Genomic DNA, 18,938 nt, shown 5'->3' on the forward strand with positions numbered 1-18,938 from the left:
GGGATAGGTCGTCCTCCATTTTCCGAAAAGCTTCGGGATGGCAAAACGGCATCGATAAACGGCAAATGAAGCCAGTCTCACCGGCTTCAACTCAAAACCGTGTTCGCGTTTCCGTGGTCGACGCTCCGATTTGGAATCCACAATCCGATTGCGCTTCCTCGTCGGGCGAAGGTCCAGGTCCGTTGGCCTCTCTCTGAAACGGCCCCGGCCTTGGGACAACGCAGGATTTATTCACATTCTCAGCTTTCATTCGATCGATTGACTTATTCGACCGAATGACGTACCATGCAACTCATGATCAAGGTCAACAACCGCACTTCCCAGCTTCGAGGCGACCGCGGCGACGCGACGCGGGAGAAGCTGCTCAACACGGCGATCGACGTCTTCGGGCGCTATGGCTTCGACGGCGCGACGACGCGGAAGCTCGCCGATGCTGCAGGCGTCAACCTTCAGGCGATACCCTATTACTTCGGCGGCAAGGAAGGGCTCTATGTGGCGGCTGCCGAGCACCTCGCCTCCATCATCGGCGGCCATGTCGGCGACCTTCGGGCCGTAATCGTCGCCCGCCTTGCCGAACTCGACGCCGAGGGCGCTGAAATGATGCCAGCCGAAGCGCGCCAGTTCCTCACCCGGATGGTCCAGCGGATGATAATCCTCTTCGTCAGCAAGGAATCGGAAAGCTGGGCCCGCTTTATCATCCGCGAACAGATGGAGCCGACGGAGGCTTTCAAGCGCATCTACGGCACTATCATGGGGCCGATGATCGAAATGGCGCGCCGGCTGATCGGCGCCATCCTTCAGGACGATCCGGCTTCGGAGCACATCCGTCTGAGGACCCTCTCCTTCGTCGGAAGCGTTCTGGTTTTCCGAATGGCGCATGCGGCCGTCCATGCCCAGCTCGAATGGGAGGCTGCCGGACCGAATGAGATCGAGACATTGCGCCGCCACGCCGCCGAGCTCGTGACAGTGCTCGGTGCCGAAAAGGACCGCCGGTCATGAAAAAAGTCGCTATCCTCATTGCAATCGTCGCCGCAGCGCTCGCCGGCGCCTGGTGGTTCGACCTGCCGGCGCGCCTCGGCTTTGCCGGCGAAACGCGCCAGCTCGTTCTTTATGGCAATGTGGATATTCGGCAGGTTTCTCTCGGATTTCGGGTGAGCGGGCGGATTGCCGAGTTGCGCGTCGACGAGGGCGATGCCGTCAAAGCGGGCGAATTGATCGCAAGGCTCGACGCCGAGCCGTTCCGGCAGGCGCTCGGCGCTGCCGAGGCGGAAGCCGAGGCTGCCCGGGCAACGCTGGGGAAGCTCAAGGCCGGCGCTCGCTCTGCCGAAATCGCCCAGGCACGCGCCACGTACGAGGAGCGCCTTGCGGAGCTTGAAAATGCGAAGCTCGCCTATGACCGTGCAAATCGACTGCGTCCGAATGGCACGATCTCGCAGGCCGAGCTTGACCAGGCGAGCGCAAGCCGTGCGGCCGCGGACGCCCGTGCAAGGTCGGCCCGCGAGGCCCTGGTGCTCCTCGAAGAGGGAAGCCGCGCCGAGGACATAGCGGCCGCCGCAGCCCAGGCGAATGCCGCGACGGCAAAGGAAGAGAGCGCCCGCATCTCGCTCAAGGACACGGAGCTCGCCGCTCCGAGCGACGGGATCATTCTCTCACGGGTACGGGAAGCCGGTGCGATCGTCTCGCCCGCCGACGTCGTCTACGTGCTATCGCTGACCGAGCCGGTCTGGGTCCGCGCCTATGTCGCAGAGCCCGACCTCGGCCGCGTGCATCCGGGAATGAAGGTGACGATCACCTCCGACACGGCTCCGAGCCACGGCTATGAGGGAACCATCGGCTTCATTTCCCCGGTCGCCGAATTCACGCCCAAATCTGTGGAGACACCGGAACTCAGAACCGACCTCGTCTACAGGCTGCGCATCGTGATCGCCAATCCGGGCAAGGATCTTCGCCAGGGCATGCCGGTCACCGTGCACCTGCCGGACGCGAAGGAGACCTCCTGATGCCCGCCCCCGCGACGGAGCTCGGCACGGCTCCATTCGTTCGGCTGACAGCCGTCACCAAGCGCTTCGGTACGGCGCCCCCGGCGCTCGACGCAGTTGCCGGCGAAATCTTTGGCGGACGGATCACCGGTCTCGTCGGTCCCGATGGCGCAGGTAAGACGACACTGATCCGGCTGATGACCGGCCTTATGCTGCCGGACGCAGGCACCGTCGAGGTCCTTGGCTACGATAGCCGCACAAATCCCGCCAGCATACAGGCGGTGATCGGCTATATGCCGCAGCGCTTCGGCCTCTACGAAGATCTGTCGGTCCAGGAAAATCTCGACCTTTACGCCGATCTGCGCGGCCTGCCTAAGAGAGAGCGCAGCCGGACTTTTGGCGAGCTGCTCGAGTTCACCGATCTTTCCCGCTTCACGACGCGGCTCGCCGGCAAGCTCTCGGGCGGCATGAAACAGAAGCTCGGCCTCGCCTGCGCGCTCCTGCGCAAGCCGCGGCTCCTGCTTCTCGACGAGCCCGGTGTCGGCGTCGACCCGATTTCGCGGCGCGACCTCTGGAAAATGGTCGAGAATCTGAGGGCGGAGGGCATAGGCGTCGTCTGGTCGACTGCCTATCTCGAGGAGGCGGAAGCCTGCGACCATGTTTTCCTGCTCAATCAGGGAAAACTCATGTTTTCCGGTCCGCCGAGCGAGATGACCGGCCGTGTCGAGAACCGCGTCTTTCGCCTTTCCGGCATCCGCGGCCGCCGGCGCGAAGCACTCGCGCGCCTACTCGACCAGGACGGCGTGGTCGATGGCGTGATTCAGGGCGAAGCCCTGCGTCTCGTCATGAAGCCGGATCTTTCGCCGCCGCTTGGCGACACAGCCGATGCAACGGATGCAACAGTCACCCCGCCGCGCTTCGAGGACGCTTTCGTCGATATGCTCGGCGGAGGTCCCGGCGGCCGCTCGAGACTCGCCGAAACACAGCGCCCCTTCGCCGAAGACGCCGGCCGACCCGTGATCGAGGCACGAGGGCTGACGAAGCGTTTCGGCGACTTCACCGCTGCCGACGGTATCACCTTCGACATTCCGCGCGGCGAGATTTTCGGTCTTCTCGGTCCGAACGGCGCCGGCAAATCGACAACGTTCAAGATGCTGTGCGGCCTCCTGAAGCCGACTGCCGGAGAGGGCCGGGTCGCCGGATTCGACCTCAGGCGAGACGCCCCCGAGGCGCGCAACCGATTAGGCTACATGGCGCAGAAATTTTCGCTCTACGGGGATTTGAGCGTCATCCAGAACTTCAAGTTCTTCGCAGGGGTTTACGGCCTTTCCGGCGCGAGAAAACGGGAACGCATCGGCCTGATGACCGAAATCTTCGACTTCCGCACGATTCTCGACATGTCGGCCAAGGACCTGCCGCTCGGCCTCAAGCAGCGCCTGGCGCTCGCCTGCGCGGTTCTGCATGAACCGGAAGTGCTTTTCCTCGACGAACCGACCTCCGGGGTCGATCCGATCACCCGCCGCGAGTTCTGGACCCATATCAACGGTCTCGTCGAAAAGGGGGTCACCGTACTCGTCACCACGCATTTCATGGACGAGGCGGAATATTGCGACCGTATTTCGCTCATCTATCGCGGCCGCTCGATCGCACTCGGCTCGCCGGACGAAATGAAGGCCCGAGTCGCAGGCAGGAACCTCCCCGATCCAACAATGGAGGATGCGTTCATCGCCCTGGTCCAGGACTCCGAAGCGAAGGAAGCAGCATGAACGCCCTAAGGGAAAAGGCGAAAGCGTACGACTCCCGGGGCCGGGCCAGGCGCTTCGCCGCCCTGGTGCGCAAGGAAAGCTATCAGGTCGTACGCGACCCGAGCAGTATCCTGATTGCCTTTGTCCTGCCATTGGTCCTGCTCTTCCTCTTCGGCTACGGCGTATCGCTCGACACGACGCGCACGCGCGTCGCTCTCGTCGTCGAGGAAGCGACCCCGCTCACGCGCGATCTCGCGGCAAGCTTCGTGGCGTCGCGGTATTTCTCCGTCGTCAGCGGACGCGACCGCAGGGAATTCAACGACGACCTCGTCCTCGGACGCGTACGCGGCATCCTCGTGATCCCCGCAGGCTTCGCCGCCGACCACGCGGCGGGGCGCCATCCCTCAGTTCAGGTGATCGTCGACGGCTCCGATCCGAACACCGCCAATTTCGTGCAGAACTACGCCCAGGGCGCTGTTGCCAATTGGGAACGCCAGCGCATGGGCGAAGGCGGGCGTGCGGCTCCGGCGATCGCCTCCGAACAGCGCTTCTGGTTCAACCCGCAACTGACAAGCCGAAACTTCCTGGTGCCGGGCTCCATCGCCATCGTGATGACGCTGGTCGGCACGCTTCTCACCTCGCTTGTCGTCGCCCGCGAATGGGAACGTGGCACGATGGAGGCGATGATGGCGACGCCCGTCTCCGCCGCCGAGCTGCTGGCCGGAAAGCTGCTGCCCTATTTCATCCTCGGCCTTACGTCGATGACGCTTTGCGTCCTTGTGGCGGTCTTTCTTTTCGATGTGCCCTTCCGTGGATCGCTTGCGGCGCTCTACGCCCTTTCGGCGACCTTCCTCATGCCGGCGCTCGGACAGGGGCTGCTGATCTCGGCCGCGACGAAGAACCAGTTTCTCGCTTCGCAGCTCGCGCTGATCTCGGCTTTCCTGCCGGCCTTCCTGCTATCCGGCTTCCTCTTCGAGATCAACTCCATGCCCACCGTCATCCAATGGGTGACCTATGCCGTTCCGGCGCGATATCTCATTCCCAGTCTGCAGACGGTGTTTCTCGCCGGCGATATCTGGCCGATGTTCGCGCGCGCCATCGCGGTAATGTTCCTGATCGGTTGCATGTTCTTCGCGCTTGCCGCGCGCAGCACCAGAAAGAGGGTCGGCTGATATGTGGTGGACACGGTTGAAAGCCCTGATCGTCAAGGAGCTGCTTGCGGTCCTGCGCGACCCGAAGGGCCGCACCGTGCTGATCGGTCCCCCGATCATCCAGCTCCTCGTCTTCTCCTATGCGGCGACGCTCGAGGTGACGAATGTCGACATCATGGTACTGAACCGCGACAACGGCCACTGGAGCCAGGAACTCGTGCAGCAGATCGGCGGCTCTGAGACCTTTCGCTCGATAGAGCTCACGAGCAGCCCTGACCAGGTCCGCCTCGCGATCGACACCCAGCGCGTACTCGCGGCACTGGAGATCGGTCCCACCTTCTCCCGCGACATCGAGGCGGGGCGACCGGCGGAAGTCCAGGTAATTCTCGACGGTCGGCGCTCCAACGCATCGCAGATCGTCGCCGGCTATCTCGGCCGGATCGTCGGCGCGGTGGCAGGGGAAACGCCGGCCGGCAAGCGTACGGCCTCCGAGACTATCCGGGTCGAGGCGCGCAACTGGTTCAATCCGAACCTCACCTATCAATGGTTCATGGTGCCCAATCTGGTCGCGAGCATCGCTCTCTTGATCGGGCTCATCGTCACGGCGCTATCGGTCGCGCGCGAACGGGAGCTCGGCACCTTCGACCAGCTTATTGTCTCGCCGTTGCGTACTCACGAAATCCTGCTCGGCAAGCTCATTCCCCCGATGATGATCGGCCTTTTCCACATCACCATCTATATCCTTGCCGCGGTCTTCGTTTTCGGCGTGCCGCTGCGCGGCTCGGTCTTCCTGCTCTATGGCAGCGCCATCTTCTATCTCGCCGCCGTCGTCGGCCTCGGCCTCTTCATCTCGGCGCTGTCCATGACCCAGCAGCAGGCGATCCTCGGAGCCTTTCTCTTCATGGTGCCCGCCATGCTGCTCTCCGGCTTCGCGACACCGATCGAGAACATGCCCTCCTGGCTGCAGCCGGTGACGCTCATCAATCCGCTCCGCTATTTCCTGGTGATCGTAAAGGGCGTGTTTCTGAAGGACATTCCGCTTGCCGAGGTCGTCCACCAGACGCTGCCACTTTGCCTGATCGCGATCGTCACCCTCTCCTCCGCCGCGTGGCTCTTTCGCAGGCGCCTCGAATGAAATGACGCCTAAACGAGTCGGATGGCACCGGGGTAGCGGCTGACGACTTCATCGGACGTGACGAGCGTGAGGCCCTCGACCATGGACTGCGCGATAAGAAGGCGGTCGAATGGGTCCTTGTGGATAGGGGGAAGTTGATCGAGTGCCACCGCATGGGTACTGCCCACCTGCAGTTCCTGATAACCATTGTCCAGCAAGCCTCGACGCAGAAGCCGTGGGTCGGCATCGAAGTCCGTCCGCCCCAGGCCACGCTTGATCGCGATCTCCCACACGCTCGCCGCACTGAAGTAAAGCTTGTTCCCGGGGTCTTCAATGAGAGCGCGGGCCTCCCTGGACAAGCGGCCGGGTATACCGGCCGCCCTGAGGAGAATATGCGTGTCCAAGAGAATGTTCATGCACCGAAAAGGCCTTCGATCTCGTCGCGGCCCATCCGATCGAAATCGTCGGGCACCGTCAACTGACCTGCCATGAAGCCGATCCGCTGCACCTTCGCATCGGAAGGCTGATCGACCGGGATCACCTTCACCATCGGCTTTCCGGCTTTGGCGATAATGAAGGGTTCGCCCCGCGCCGCCTTTTCAATCAGTCGCGACAAATGGGTCTTCGCTTCGTGAATGTTGACGGTTTGCACGGGGGGACCTCGCATTCGAACTTAGTTCACTGAACTTAGTTCAAACCACCGTCATGTTCAAGGCATTGCGCTGCCTCTTGCTGATTCAACCTTTCAGAAACCGTTCGATGGCAGCGATCTCGTTCGGGCGGATGTCGTGGCCGCCGGGATGCCATTCGAGTTCCACCGATGCCTTCTGCCCGGCGAAATAATCCCCCAGCGCTCGTGTCATCGGAGGCGGGCAGATCGGGTCATGTTCGCCCGCGGTCATCAGGATCTTCCGGCCGTCAAGCGCGCGATTGTCCTTCGGACGGAACGGGATCAGCGGGTGCATGAGCACGGCCCGGTCGAAGACGCCCTCTTCGATCAGGACATTCGCGAGAATGTTGGCGCCATTGGAATAGCCGAGACCGATGATCTCCGACGCATCGTGTACGCCTGCGAGGGCCTTGACGAAACGCGCCATTTTTTCCGTTGCCCGTGCGAGGTCCGCCATGTCGTAGACGCCTTCGCCGGTCCGCCGGAAGAAGCGGGCCGCCCCATGCTCCGAAACGTCGCCCCGCGGCGCAACGATAGTGGCTTCCGGCAGGAGCTGCGTTCCGAAGCCGAAAAACTGGTTCTCGTCGCCGCCGGTCCCGTGAAGCACGAAGAGGATCGGGCTGCCGCGCCGGCCGGTCTTCATTTTGTGGATATAGCCTTGATCCGTCATCGATTACTCTCCCTGAGTATCCAGCTTCTGCAGATGACTTTCGAGGATCGGGCGCAGATGCTTGTGCTGCTGTGGCAGCTTCAGCGCCTCGCCCAGATGCGCGACGTCCTCGTCCCGGTCGAAGCCCGGCTCGTTCGTGGCGATCTCGAAGAGAACGCCGCCCGGCGTGCGGAAATAGATCGCCCAGAAATAATCCCGGTCGATCACCGGCGTCACGTGATAGCCGGTATCCATCAGCGCCTTGCGCACTTCCAGCTGCTTCTCGCGGTTGTCGACGGCAAACGCGACGTGGTGCACCGAGCCCGCACCCTGCGCGGCGCGGTCGATGTTGGGCAGCGTCTCCAGATCGACGAGGCTCGCGCCGTTGCCGCCGGGCACGATCAGCCTGGTGACGCCGTCCTTGCGGTCGAGTTCCTCGTAGCCCATGAACTTCAGCAGTTCCGCCGTCGCGCCCTCGTCGCGTAGCCGCATGGCGACCGAGTGGAAGCCGCGGATGGCGTGATCCTCGGAGATGCCGCCTTCGGTCCAGGGCGTGCGCGGGTCGTCCTTGACCTCGACCAGAGCGAAGCCGTCGCCGTCCGGACCGGCAAAGTTCAGACGTCTCCCGCCGAAGCTTTCCGTTTGCTTGACACCGCTGACACCGAGCGTCGTCAAGCGCTCCTGCCAGAAGCCGAGCGAGCCCTGCGGGACGGAGAAGACGGTCGTCCCCACCTCTCCCGTGCCCGCGCGACCGCGCGGCATTCGCGGAAAGGGAAAATAGGTCATCACGGTGCCGGGGGTACCGGTCTCGTCGCCATAGTAGAGATGGTAGACGTCCGGCGAGTCGAAGTTCACCGTCTTCTTGACGCGGCGCAGGCCGAGCGTGTCGGTGAAGAACCGGTTGTTCGTGCGGGCGTCGTCCGCCATCGACGTTACGTGGTGCAGGCCTTTGATCTGGTCGAGCATGATCCGCTTCCTTTCTGTCCGCGGCTTTGCGGGATGCGTTTATGCCGATTAGATGCTCCCTCGACGCCGAGAGCGAAAGACTGTTCCGGACGGACGCATTGTCAACGGAGCGTTGACACGCACGGAACACCGTTAACAATTTAGCCCCACAGAAGAGGAGCGCCCGCATGGCGGCTTGCCACGCGTCAGGGCGCCATCTAGCATCGCCACGGTCGCCCAAACCTGCGGCCAGACCGCGAGCGGGAGGAGGAGCCCGGGCATTCCGTGAAATACCGTTTCTTTCTTGCGCTCCTTCTCGTCCCGGCGGCCGCCGGGTTGATAGCCCTGCAGGGAAACGCCGTCGCCACGCGCAGCTACATGCAGGAGGCCTCGTCGCAGGCGAACACGGCGCTGCGGCTGGCCGTCGCCGCTCTCAGCGGTCACCTGAACCGCTATCAAGCCCTGCCCGCGCTCATCGCCGATCATGACGACGTCAAGGAACTGGTGACACGTCCGGGCGACCGGCGGCTGCGCGCCGCCGTCAATTCCTATCTCAAGGAGATCAACGAACTCCTCAAGTCTTCCGACATCTACGTCATCACGCCGGACGGCAACACGATAGCGGCCAGCAATTATGATGGACCGACGAGCTTTGTCGGCGAGAATTTCAGTTATCGCCCCTATTTCCAGCACGCTCTCAAGGGCGAGCAGTCCCGCTTCTACGCGCTGGGCACGACATCGTCGAAGCGGGGCTACTACTTCGGTGCGCCGGTGCGTGTCGGCGGGGACATCCGCGGCGTGATCGTTTTCAAGGTTGATATCGAAACCATCGAAGCCTCCTGGCAGGGCGGCGAGTACCGGATTTTCGTCTCCGACCCGGAGGGCATCATCTTCATGAGCGGCAACCCGGAATGGCTCTATGCCGGAATCCTGCCGCTGACCCCGGAGCGGCTTGCCCGGACCGAAGCCTCCCGGCGCTATGCCGATGCGGCGGTTCGTCAGCTGCCGGTCGTTCGAAGCGAGTTTTCCGGGCACCGGTTGCTGAGGGTGTCCGACGTCCGCGAACGGGAATATCTGGTCCTCTCGCATTACATGCCCGAGGCGGATTGGACCGTAAACGTGCTGACGGATACGGCTTCCGTCCGGACGCAGGCCCTTACCACCGTCGCGGCCGCCATGCTGCTTCTTTGCCTTGCTGCGCTGGCCATCGCGATCGTCATTCAGCGACGGGCACGCCTCCGGGAACGCATCCTGATGCAGGAGCAGGCGCAGGAGGAACTGGAACGCCGCGTCGAAGAACGCACGGCCGATCTTGCGCGTGTCAACGCGCAGATCGAAGCGGAGATCGCCGAACGGCGGCTGACCGAACAGCAGCTGCGCCAGACCCAGGCCGATCTCATCCAGGCTGGCAAACTCGCCGGTCTCGGGCAGATGTCCGCTGCTTTGTCGCACGAGTTCAACCAACCGCTTGCCGCCGCCAAGACCTATGCCGACAGCGCCGCCCTGCTGATCGAACGCGGCCGCACGGCCGAGGCAAGCGACAATGTCCGGCGGATTTCGGGCCTTATCGATCGTATGGCCTCAATCAGTCGCCACCTGCGCAACTTTGCCCGAAAGCCCAATGAGAAACTGGGCCCTGTTCGTCTTGACGAAGTCATTCGCGACACGCTCGAGATCGTGGCCGCACGCGTAAAGGCGGCGGGTGCGGAGCTGGACATCGACCTCGGCGGGGAACTGACGGTCCGGGCCGGTTCTGTCCGGCTGCAGCAGGTGCTCGTCAACGTCATCTCCAATGCCGCCGACGCCGTCGAGGGACTTGCCGATCGCAGGCTTTCCGTGCGCGCGTGGCGCGAAAGCGGGAGGGTCGTGCTTACGGTGCGCGATCGCGGCGCGGGCGTCGCGCCGGCTGTCGCGGAACGCATCTTCGATCCATTCTACACCACCAAAGGCGTCGGCAGGGGCCTTGGCCTCGGCCTGTCCATTTCCTACAACATCATCAAGGATTTCGGAGGCAGCCTGACCGTGTCGAACCATCCGGACGGCGGCGCGGTCTTTCGCATCGAGCTGGCCCTTGCCGGGGAAGCCGGGCGGGAGGCCGCCGAATGAGCGAAAGCCGCGTCCTGCTCGTCGACGATGAAGAGGAATTACGCCGTTCCAGCGCTCAGGCGCTGGAACTCGCGGGCTTCCGGGTAGATACGTTCGCCAGCGCCGAGCATGCGCTCGAACGCATCGCCTTCAGCTTCCACGGTGTCGTCATTAGCGATATCCGCATGCCCGGCATGGACGGAATGACCTTTCTGCAGCGCATCCGGGAGATCGATACCGAACTGCCGGTGATCCTGGTCACCGGCCACGGCGACGTGCAGCTCGCGGTCCGGGCGATGCGCGAGGGCGCCTATGACTTCGTTGAAAAGCCCTTCACGGCCCAGACGCTTGCCGGAACCATCCGCCGGGCGCTCGATTGGCGCGGTCTCGTGCTCGAAAACCGCCGGCTGCGGGCCGTTGCCGGCAAACGCGACGACATCGAGCAGCGGCTGCCCGGGCGAAGCCAGGCGATGGTAGACCTGCGCTATCGCATCAGGGCGATCGGCGCCTCCGATGCCGATACGCTGATCATCGGCGAAACCGGGGTGGGCAAAGAAGTCGTCGCCCGCGCGCTCCACGATCTGAGTAGCCGCGCGAGCGGGCCGTTCATCGCCATCAACTGTGCGGCTCTTCCGGAAAATCTGATCGAGAGCGAACTCTTCGGCCACGAACCCGGCGCATTCCCCGGAGCGCTCAGGCCCCGCTACGGCAAATTCGAACACGGCCGCGGCGGCACCATCCTGCTCGACGAAATCGGCTCAATGCCATTCGATCTTCAGGCAAAGTTCCTTCGCGTGCTGCAGGAGCGGGTCATAACCCGTCTCGGCTCGAACGAGACCGTAGCGCTCGACGTTCGCTTCGTCGCCACCAGCAAGGTCGACCTGGAGCGCGAGGTAGCAGCCGGCCGGTTCCGTGCCGACCTGCTTTATCGGTTGAACGTCGCAACCTTGCGCGTGCCGACGCTTTCGCAGCGCCGCTCCGATATCCCCCTGCTCTTCATGCAGCTCGTCCGCGAATCCGCCGCCCGTTACGGGCGGGACGATATCGAGATCTCGCCCGTGCTTGCCTCGGAAATGGCCGCACGGGACTGGCCGGGCAATGTGCGCGAGCTGCGCAATGCCGCCGAGCGTCTGGTCCTCGGCCTCGAGGCCGAACGCGCAGAGGCGCCCGCACCGGTGAACGGCACGCGGCTGGCCGACAAGGTAGCCGCATTCGAAAAGAGCGTCATCGCCAGCGCGCTCGCCGCCCATGGCGGCGCATTGAAACCGGTCTACGAGTCTCTCGGGATTTCGCGTAAGACGCTTTACGAGAAGATGCAGAAGTTCGGGCTCGACAAGAGGACGTTGTCGGAGGAGTGATTGAGCTCCGAGGGCCAGGCTGCCCCTCTCCTCGGGTTTAACCCGAGGAACTAGCCCTCTCCCCGCGCGCGGGGAGAGGGGACGTGCCTGAAAAATGCTTGCGATGATGGTAACGAAGTCGGCCCGGCTAGTCCCTTCTCCCCGCCTGCGGGGAGAAGGTCGCGGCAGCGGGATGAGGGGCAATCCGAGGCGAGCGAGATTGGCCGTCTCACACGTTGAACGCCGCCCCGATCAGCGTCTTCGTATAGGGCTCCCTCGCCGATTCGAAGATCGCGTCCGTTTCCCCCTCTTCGACGATCCGGCCGTTCTTCATCACGATCACATAGTCCGACATCGCCTTCACCACCGAAAGATCGTGGCTGATGAAGATGTAGGAGAGGCCGTGTTTCGCCTGCAGGTCACGCAGGAGTTCGATCACCTGCCCCTGCACCGATCGATCGAGAGCTGAAGTCGGCTCGTCGAGAATGACGACCTTCGGTTTCAGGATCATCGCGCGGGCGATCGCGATGCGCTGGCGCTGTCCGCCGGAGAACTCATGCGGATAGCGGTTGCGGGATGCGGGATCGAGACCGACTTCCTTCAGTGCGGCGATAGCCCTGCGGTCGCGGTCGGCCCGGCTCAGGTCCGGCTCGTGCACATGGAGGCCTTCGGTGATGATTTCCCCCACGGTCCGGCGCGGCGAGAGCGAACCGTAAGGGTCCTGAAAGACGAGCTGGAGCTCGCGCCGCAGGGGCCGCATCGCGCCGCGGTCGAAGCCGGAAATGTCGGTCGAGCCGAAACGGTAGTAGCCGCTGCTCGGCAAAAGCCTCAGCAGCGCCCGGCCGAGCGTCGATTTTCCGGAACCGGACTCGCCGACGATGCCGATCGTCTGACCTTGCCTGAGCCTGAGGCTGACGCCGTCGACGGCGCGGAAAGCGGAGGATGCTCCGCGGAACAGGCCGCCGGGAATCGTATAGTCCACAGCGACATTGCGGCCTTCCAGGATGATCGGGGCGTTTTCCGGCGGCGAAGCCTTGCGCCCGCTCGGCTCGGCTTCCAGCAGCATTTTCGTATAATCGGCCTTCGGCCGCACGAAGATCTCGTCCGTCGTCCCCTGCTCCACGACCTCGCCGCGGCGCATGACCGCAACCCGGTCGGCGAAGTGCTTGACGATACCGAGGTCGTGCGTGATCAGCACGATCGCCATGCCGAAGCGCCTTTGCAGCGATTTGAGCAGATCGAGGATCTGGGCCTGGATCGTCACGTCCAGGGCCGTTGTCGGCTCGTCGGCGATCAGGATGTCCGGCTCGTTGGCAAGCGCCATGGCGATCATCACGCGCTGGCGCTGTCCGCCGGAGAGCTCGTGCGGATAGCTGTCGATGCGCCGCCCCGGCTCGGGAATGCCGACGAGCTCCAGGAGCTCGAGGACGCGCTTGCGCGCCTCCTTGAAGCTGCCGCCGCGGTGATGGACGATCGGCTCGGCGATCTGGCGGCCGATCGTGTAAAGCGGATCGAGCGAGGTCATCGGCTCCTGGAAGATCATGGTAATCTTCGAGCCGCGCACGGCGTTCAGGGCCTTCGGTGCAAGTCCTACGAGCTCCTGGCCACGGTAGCGTGCCGAACCGGTCACTGTCCCGTTCTTGGCGAGGAGGCCCATGATCCCCATCATGGTTTGGCTCTTGCCCGAGCCGGATTCGCCGACCACCGCGAGCGTCTCGCCGGAGCGGACGTCGAGATCGATGCCCTTGACCGCCTCGACGGCGCCGTCGGGCGTGGCAAAGTCGACCTTGAGCCCACGCACGGCAAGGATGGTGTCCTTCGTCTCTATCATGTCAGCGGTCCTTCGGGTCGAGCGCATCGCGCAGGCCGTCGCCGACGAAATTCAGCGAGAACAGCGTCACGACGAAGAAGATGGCGGGGAAGATCAAAAGCCACGGCGCCGATTGGATGTTGTTCGCACCTTCCGAGATCAGCGCGCCCCAGCTCGTAAGCGGTGCCTGCACGCCCAGTCCGAGGAACGACAGGAAACTCTCGAGCAGGATGACTTTCGGTACGACGACGGTGACGAAGACGATGACCGGACCGATCGTGTTCGGAATGATGTGCCGGCGGATGATCTGCCAGTCGGTAAGGCCGAGCGCCTGCGCCGCGCCTACGAATTCGCGCCGTTTGAGCGCCAGCGTCTGGCCGCGGACGATGCGGGCCATGTCCAGCCATTCGACCGCGCCGATCACCAGGAAAATCAGGATGAAGCTGCGGCCGAAAAAGACGACGAGCACCACGACGAGGAAGACGAAGGGCAACGAGTAGAGAATCTCAACGAGGCGCATCATGACATTGTCGACGCGCCCGCCGATATAACCGGACGTCGCCCCGTATACGACACCGATACCGAGCGAGACGAGGCTCGCCAGCAGGCCGACGGCGATGGAGATCTGTCCGCCCAGCATCACGCGGACCAGCAGGTCGCGACCGTTGGTGTCCGTGCCGAACGGGAAATATTCGCGATCCACCCGGCCTTCGAGCTTCAACCTGCGACCATCGTCCTCGGTCGCCACGACTGCGGTGCCCTCGAATTCGTTGGCCCGGTCGAAATAGCGGGTGGCGCGCGGATCGATCGGCTCATCCGACGTAACCGTGGCGGTGAAGCTCTGGCCCTCGACGCTGAATTCCGTAAGCGTGACGCGGGCGCGGGCCGCTACCGCCTCCATCACGTCCTGAAGCGTGGAGGTATCCGGCCGCGGCTCGAGGCTGGGGCCGATCGTGACATAGGAAGGAAAGACCTGATCGTAGCTGTGGGGGGAGAAAAGCGGCCCGGCGAAGGAAAAGAGCGCGATGAGCACCAGCATGACGCAGCCTGCCATGGCGGGACGATTGCGGCGAAAACGCAGCGCCGCAAGCTGGAAGAGGCTTCGGCCCTTGGTTTCAGGCGTCGATACCGGGATCTGAACGATATCAGTCATGGCGAACCCTCGGGTCGAGCAGGCCGTAGAGAATATCGACCAGAAGATTGAAGAGGATGACGAAGATGGCGATAAGGATCACCGTACCCATCACCAGCGTGTAGTCGCGATTGATCGCTCCCAGAACGAAGTAGCGCCCGACGCCCGGAATGGTGAAGATCGTCTCCACCACGGCCGAGCCCGTAAGCAGGGCGGCCGCGCACGGAGCAAGGTAGGAGACGACCGGCAGCATGGCACCGCGCATGGCGTGCGTTACGACGACGGCGCGGGACGGCAGGCCATAGGCCTTCGCGGTGCGGATATGGTCCGTGTTCAGCGCCTCGATCATCGATCCGCGCGTGAGCCTGGCGAAGACTGCAAGCTGGGGAAGCGCGAGGGCGATCATCGGCAGGATCAGGAAGCGGAGGGACCCGTCGCCCCAACCGCCTGCAGGCAGCCATGCGAGCATGATCGCAAAGATCAGCGTCAGTACCGGACCGACGACAAAGTTCGGAACGGTGACCCCGATCGTGGACACCGACATGACCGCGAAATCCAGGAAGCTGTTCTGCCGCAATGCGGCGATCGTTCCGGTTATGACGCCGCCCACGACCGCCAGTATCAGCGCATAGAAGCCGAGCTCCATCGAATAGGGCAGGCCCTTGCCGATCAGCTGCGCGACATTGTTGTCGTGGTAGATATAGCTCGGACCGAAATCACCGGTGACCGCATTGCTGAGATAGGTGACGTATTGGCGCCAGAGCGGCTGATCGAGGTGATAGGTCCTCATCAGGTTCTCCATCGTGGAGGGCGGGAGAGGACGTTCGAGGTTGAAGGGCCCACCAGGGGCAAACCGCATCAGGAAGAAGGATATCGTGACGACGATGAACAGCGTCGGCACCGCACTCGCCAGCCGGCGAAGGATGAAGGAGATCATGGACTTGGCTCCGGAGACGACGCGCGGGTGCCCGCGCGTCGTCTCTTTTCGTTATTCGGCGATGCTCAGGAACTTGCTCAGATGCGCGTTCGGCGCATTGTCCACCCAGCCCTTGACCCGCTCCGAAACCAGCCAGAGGTCCGCCTGGGTCAGGAACGGCGCGATCGGCTGTTCCTTCATCAGCAGCGTTTCCGCCTCGTGCAGGATCTTCGAACGTGCGTCGGGATCCTGTTCTTCATAGGACTTCTTCATCAGCGCATCGAATTCGGCGTTTTCGAAGTGACCGTAGTTGAAGGTCTTATTGGTGCTGAGACTGAGCGCCAGGAAATTCTCTGCATCGGCATAATCGGCGACCCAGCCGGCGCGCGCGACGTTGAACTTGCCGCCCTCCTGGAGATAGGCGTAGTGCGACGACACGTCGAGGTTCACGAGCGACACCTTGGCGCCGAAGGTGTTCTTCCACATGTCGGCAACGGCGGTCGCGACACGCTCATGGTTGGGGTTGGTGTTGTAGCGGATTTCGATGTTGAGCGGTTTGCCGCCTTCGCCGTAGCCGGCTTCCTTCATCAACTCGATCGCCTTGTCCTCGCGGTCGAGCTGCGACATGTCCGCGAAATCGGCCTTGGCCGGGTCGCCGTAACTCTCGATGCCAGGCGGCACCATCGAATAGGACGGCAGCTGCGAGCCGCTGTAGATTTCCTTGGCAAGGAAGTCGCGGTCGACTGCCATCGAGAGTGCCCGGCGGACGCGGACATCGTTATAGGGCTCCTGGCGCGTGTCGAAAGCGTAGTAGTAGGTGGCAAGCGTCGGAGAGACGTGCACCTGCTCCCCATAGGAAGTGCGCAGGCGCTCGATCTGGTCGGCCGAGAAGTTGTAGGCGAGGTCCATCTCCTTCGCTTCGAAACGACGCACCGAAGCCGCCTGGTCGTCGATCGGATAGAAGATCACCTTGTCGAGCTTGACGTTGGCGGCATCCCAGTAATTCGTGTTCTTCTCCACGGTCAGGCTGTCGTTCGGCACATGCGCCGTCAGCCTGAAGGCGCCGTTCGAAACCATCACGCCCGGCTTCACGAAATCCGCGCCGTTCTTCTCGACGCTTGCCTTGCTGACCGGAAGTGCCGTCTGGTGTGCGAGCAGTTCCAGGAAAAACGGCGTCGGCCGCTCGAGGGTAACTTCGAGCGTCTTCTCGTCGACGGCCTTCACGCCGAGCTGGTCGACCGGCAGTTCGCCCTTGTTGACCTTTTCGGCGTTCTTGATCGGGAAGAGGATATTGGCGTATTCGGCCGCCGTCTTCGGATCCTCCACGCGACGGAAGGAGAAGGCGAAATCTTCGGCCGTCACCGGCGAGCCGTCCGACCACTTGGCATCCGCACGCAGCTTGAAGGTATAGACGGTGCCGTCATCCGAAAGCTCCCAGGTTTCGGCGGCGCCCGGGACGATCTTGCCTGCGGCGTCGTAGATCGTCAGACCTTCATAGAGGTCCTTGAGAATGAACTCCTCGATGTTGATCGAGGTATGGGCCTGATCGAGTGTCTGCGGCTCACCGGCATTGCCGCGGTGGAGTACCGCCTCGGCGAGCGCGGGACTTGCGCCGATGAGCAGCGAGCCGATGAGCGCGGCAGCCCTCAGATTGAGTTTCAGTGAAGCCATTTTTCTTCTCCTTCCCCTCGTTTTGGGTTTGTTGATCGCAGGAGAGAAGTGCAAATTCCCAGTAAAGGCAAGGCGATTTGCACGGAAAATGCATCCTTCTCTTTAAATTTGGAATGCCGATAACCGCATAGGTTGCATATCAATTTGCGTTGAATTTCGTCCCGTTCGCGACACCAGCCCTTACCCGGCACCCGAGTGCCGATGTCGACCTGCAACGTTGTAGACCGCTTCGGCAAGTTGCGCTCATCCTCGCTGGGACGCTTCGAAAGACGCCGTCATGCAACCTTCATGAATTGTAGCGGCACTTTACGTAATATGCACAAAAAATTGCGCGCCTCGCTGCAATCTTTTTGCAATTCGTTCTTCCTGCGCGGCACAGCGCCGGATCCGAACCCCTGCCGGGATCCGTGGGCGGACCAGCGGACGGCCGGCGAAATCTGCCGCTGCTCGGTGGGTCGCATCCGAGACTGACAGCACCACCAGAGGGCGAAAACAGCGATTTTTTGCAGAGGTATTTCTCATCCACAGCAATTTCGTCTGACGCACGTCCATCAAGTGACTTGTCGGCCCGTCTGGCCGGTTGCCAAAAGGTCCGCATGAATTATTGTGCCCTTGAATTCGGCGCCCGGAGTGGCGCAAAGCATCAGGGAGCTAAGAATGGCATTGATCACATTGCGGCAACTGCTCGACCACGCGGCGGAGAACAATTATGCGCTGCCGGCCTTCAATGTGAACAATCTCGAATACATTCAGGCGGTCATGAGGGCCGCCGATTCGACCGACTCTCCTGTCATCCTGCAGGCGAGCCGCGGCGCGCGGGCCTATGCCGGCGATGCCTTTCTCCGCCATCTGATCCTCGGCGCTGCGGAAGAATACCCGCATATCCCCGTCTGTCTGCATCTCGACCATGGCGACCAGCCGTCAACGTGCATCTCGGCGATCACCAATGGCTTCACCTCGGTGATGATGGATGGTTCGCTGGAGAAGGACGGCAAGACCGTCGCGAGCTACGAGTACAATGTCGCCGTTACCGCCGAGGTCGTGAAGATCGCCCATGCGGCGGGGGTTTCCGTCGAGGGGGAACTCGGCTGTCTAGGCAATCTGGAAACGGGCGCCGGCGACAAGGAGGACGGGCATGGCTTCGAAGGCAAGCTCTCGCGCGAGGAACTGCTGACCGATCCCGAGCAGGCCCTGGACTTCGTCTCGAAGACCGGCGTCGATGCCCTTGCGGTGGCGATCGGCACCAGCCATGGCGCATACAAGTTCACGCGCGAGCCCGACGGAGAAATCCTATCGATCGAGACGATCGCCAAGATCAACAAGCGCCTGCCGAACACGCACCTCGTCATGCACGGATCCTCAAGCGTGCCTGCCGATCTCCAGGAACTCTTCAACGCCTACGGCGGCAAGATGAAGAAGACCTGGGGCGTGCCCGTATCAGAGATTCAGAAGGCCATCCCGCTCGGCGTACGCAAGGTCAACATCGATACGGATCTCCGGCTTGCCTTCACCGGCGAAATCCGCAAGCACCACATCGAGCATCCGGACAATTTCGACCCGCGCAATTATCTGAAGCCGGCGATCGCCCATATGACCGAGGTCTGCAAGGAGCGTTTCGAGGCCTTCCGCTCTGCCGGCCAGGCATCGAAGATCCGCGTGCTGAGATTGCCGGAAATGGCCAAGCGCTACGCAGCCGCCTGAGGTCTGGACGCAAAGCGGACGCAGCCTCCCTTG

Annotated in this window: 16 protein-coding genes; 8 read left to right on the forward strand and 8 right to left on the reverse strand. The window is 62.8% G+C overall.

The window, feature by feature from the left end; genetic code table 11:
• The first annotated feature begins 294 nt into the window (after window positions 1-294).
• Genes SINAR_RS0103175 through SINAR_RS0103195 form a run of 5 tightly spaced genes read left to right on the forward strand, consistent with a single transcriptional unit; the run spans window position 295 to window position 6,010 of the window.
• Complete coding sequence (locus tag SINAR_RS0103175) at window positions 295-999, forward strand: CerR family C-terminal domain-containing protein (RefSeq protein ID WP_027997704.1); 705 nt, start codon at window positions 295-297, stop codon at window positions 997-999.
• Entirely contained in the window at window positions 996-2,000 is a 1,005-nt protein-coding gene (gene hlyD, locus SINAR_RS0103180; RefSeq protein ID WP_027997705.1) for a secretion protein HlyD, read from the forward strand. Before SINAR_RS0103175 ends, hlyD begins: the two co-directional genes overlap by 4 nt.
• Window positions 2,000-3,745 carry an ATP-binding cassette domain-containing protein gene (locus tag SINAR_RS0103185; protein WP_027997706.1) on the forward strand — a complete coding sequence of 582 codons (1,746 nt, stop codon included), beginning with the start codon at window positions 2,000-2,002 and terminating at the stop codon, window positions 3,743-3,745. The genes hlyD and SINAR_RS0103185 overlap by 1 nt, the downstream gene beginning before the upstream one ends.
• Entirely contained in the window at window positions 3,742-4,896 is a 1,155-nt protein-coding gene (locus SINAR_RS0103190; RefSeq protein WP_027997707.1) for an ABC transporter permease, read from the forward strand. The genes SINAR_RS0103185 and SINAR_RS0103190 overlap by 4 nt, the downstream gene beginning before the upstream one ends.
• Before the next feature lies 1 nt (window position 4,897).
• A complete protein-coding gene (locus tag SINAR_RS0103195; protein WP_027997708.1) occupies window positions 4,898-6,010 on the forward strand; it encodes an ABC transporter permease in 1,113 nt (370 codons plus the stop codon).
• Window positions 6,011-6,018: 8 nt separating this feature from the next.
• Here the strand turns inward: SINAR_RS0103195 and SINAR_RS0103200 are convergent, their stop codons facing one another.
• The 4 genes from SINAR_RS0103200 to SINAR_RS0103215 form a co-directional block, all read right to left on the reverse strand.
• Window positions 6,019-6,405, reverse strand: a complete 387-nt coding sequence (locus SINAR_RS0103200) for a type II toxin-antitoxin system VapC family toxin (protein WP_027997709.1) — start codon at window positions 6,403-6,405, stop codon at window positions 6,019-6,021.
• Window positions 6,402-6,641, reverse strand: coding sequence for a type II toxin-antitoxin system Phd/YefM family antitoxin (locus SINAR_RS0103205; RefSeq protein ID WP_027997710.1), 240 nt, complete (start codon window positions 6,639-6,641; stop codon window positions 6,402-6,404). The genes SINAR_RS0103200 and SINAR_RS0103205 overlap by 4 nt, the downstream gene beginning before the upstream one ends.
• 85 nt (window positions 6,642-6,726) lie before the next feature.
• Window positions 6,727-7,329 carry an alpha/beta hydrolase gene (locus SINAR_RS0103210; protein WP_027997711.1) on the reverse strand — a complete coding sequence of 201 codons (603 nt, stop codon included), beginning with the start codon at window positions 7,327-7,329 and terminating at the stop codon, window positions 6,727-6,729.
• Window positions 7,330-7,332: 3 nt separating this feature from the next.
• On the reverse strand, window positions 7,333-8,274 hold the full coding sequence (locus SINAR_RS0103215; protein ID WP_027997712.1) for a VOC family protein: 942 nt from the start codon (window positions 8,272-8,274) through the stop codon (window positions 7,333-7,335).
• Between the two features lie 264 nt (window positions 8,275-8,538).
• Here SINAR_RS0103215 and SINAR_RS0103220 point away from each other — a divergent pair, with 264 nt between their 5' ends.
• Complete coding sequence (locus tag SINAR_RS0103220) at window positions 8,539-10,359, forward strand: sensor histidine kinase (RefSeq protein ID WP_027997713.1); 1,821 nt, start codon at window positions 8,539-8,541, stop codon at window positions 10,357-10,359.
• On the forward strand, window positions 10,356-11,696 hold the full coding sequence (locus tag SINAR_RS0103225) for a sigma-54-dependent transcriptional regulator (RefSeq protein WP_027997714.1): 1,341 nt from the start codon (window positions 10,356-10,358) through the stop codon (window positions 11,694-11,696). The genes SINAR_RS0103220 and SINAR_RS0103225 overlap by 4 nt, the downstream gene beginning before the upstream one ends.
• A 208-nt stretch (window positions 11,697-11,904) precedes the next feature.
• Here SINAR_RS0103225 and SINAR_RS0103230 read toward each other — a convergent pair whose 3' ends face one another.
• Genes SINAR_RS0103230 through SINAR_RS0103245 form a run of 4 tightly spaced genes read right to left on the reverse strand, consistent with a single transcriptional unit; the run spans window position 11,905 to window position 17,204 of the window.
• Entirely contained in the window at window positions 11,905-13,506 is a 1,602-nt protein-coding gene (locus SINAR_RS0103230) for an ABC transporter ATP-binding protein (RefSeq protein ID WP_027997715.1), read from the reverse strand.
• Window position 13,507: 1 nt separating this feature from the next.
• Window positions 13,508-14,638 (reverse strand): ABC transporter permease, encoded by a 1,131-nt coding sequence (locus SINAR_RS0103235; RefSeq protein WP_027997716.1) that lies wholly within the window; start codon window positions 14,636-14,638, stop codon window positions 13,508-13,510.
• Window positions 14,631-15,554: an oligopeptide ABC transporter permease OppB gene (gene oppB, locus SINAR_RS0103240; protein WP_027997717.1), complete on the reverse strand. Its 924-nt coding sequence runs from the start codon at window positions 15,552-15,554 to the stop codon at window positions 14,631-14,633. Before oppB ends, SINAR_RS0103235 begins: the two co-directional genes overlap by 8 nt.
• Window positions 15,555-15,605: 51 nt before the next feature.
• The gene (locus SINAR_RS0103245) at window positions 15,606-17,204 is read right to left on the reverse strand and encodes a peptide ABC transporter substrate-binding protein (RefSeq protein ID WP_027997718.1); all 1,599 of its coding nucleotides are present in this window, start codon (window positions 17,202-17,204) and stop codon (window positions 15,606-15,608) included.
• 657 nt (window positions 17,205-17,861) lie between these two features.
• Here SINAR_RS0103245 and fba point away from each other — a divergent pair.
• Window positions 17,862-18,905, forward strand: a complete 1,044-nt coding sequence (fba, locus tag SINAR_RS0103250; RefSeq protein ID WP_027997719.1) for a class II fructose-bisphosphate aldolase — start codon at window positions 17,862-17,864, stop codon at window positions 18,903-18,905.
• Window positions 18,906-18,938: the final 33 nt, after the last annotated feature.

It is taken from the genome of Sinorhizobium arboris LMG 14919 (assembly GCF_000427465.1).
GTDB classification, from domain to species: Bacteria; Pseudomonadota; Alphaproteobacteria; order Rhizobiales; family Rhizobiaceae; genus Sinorhizobium; species Sinorhizobium arboris.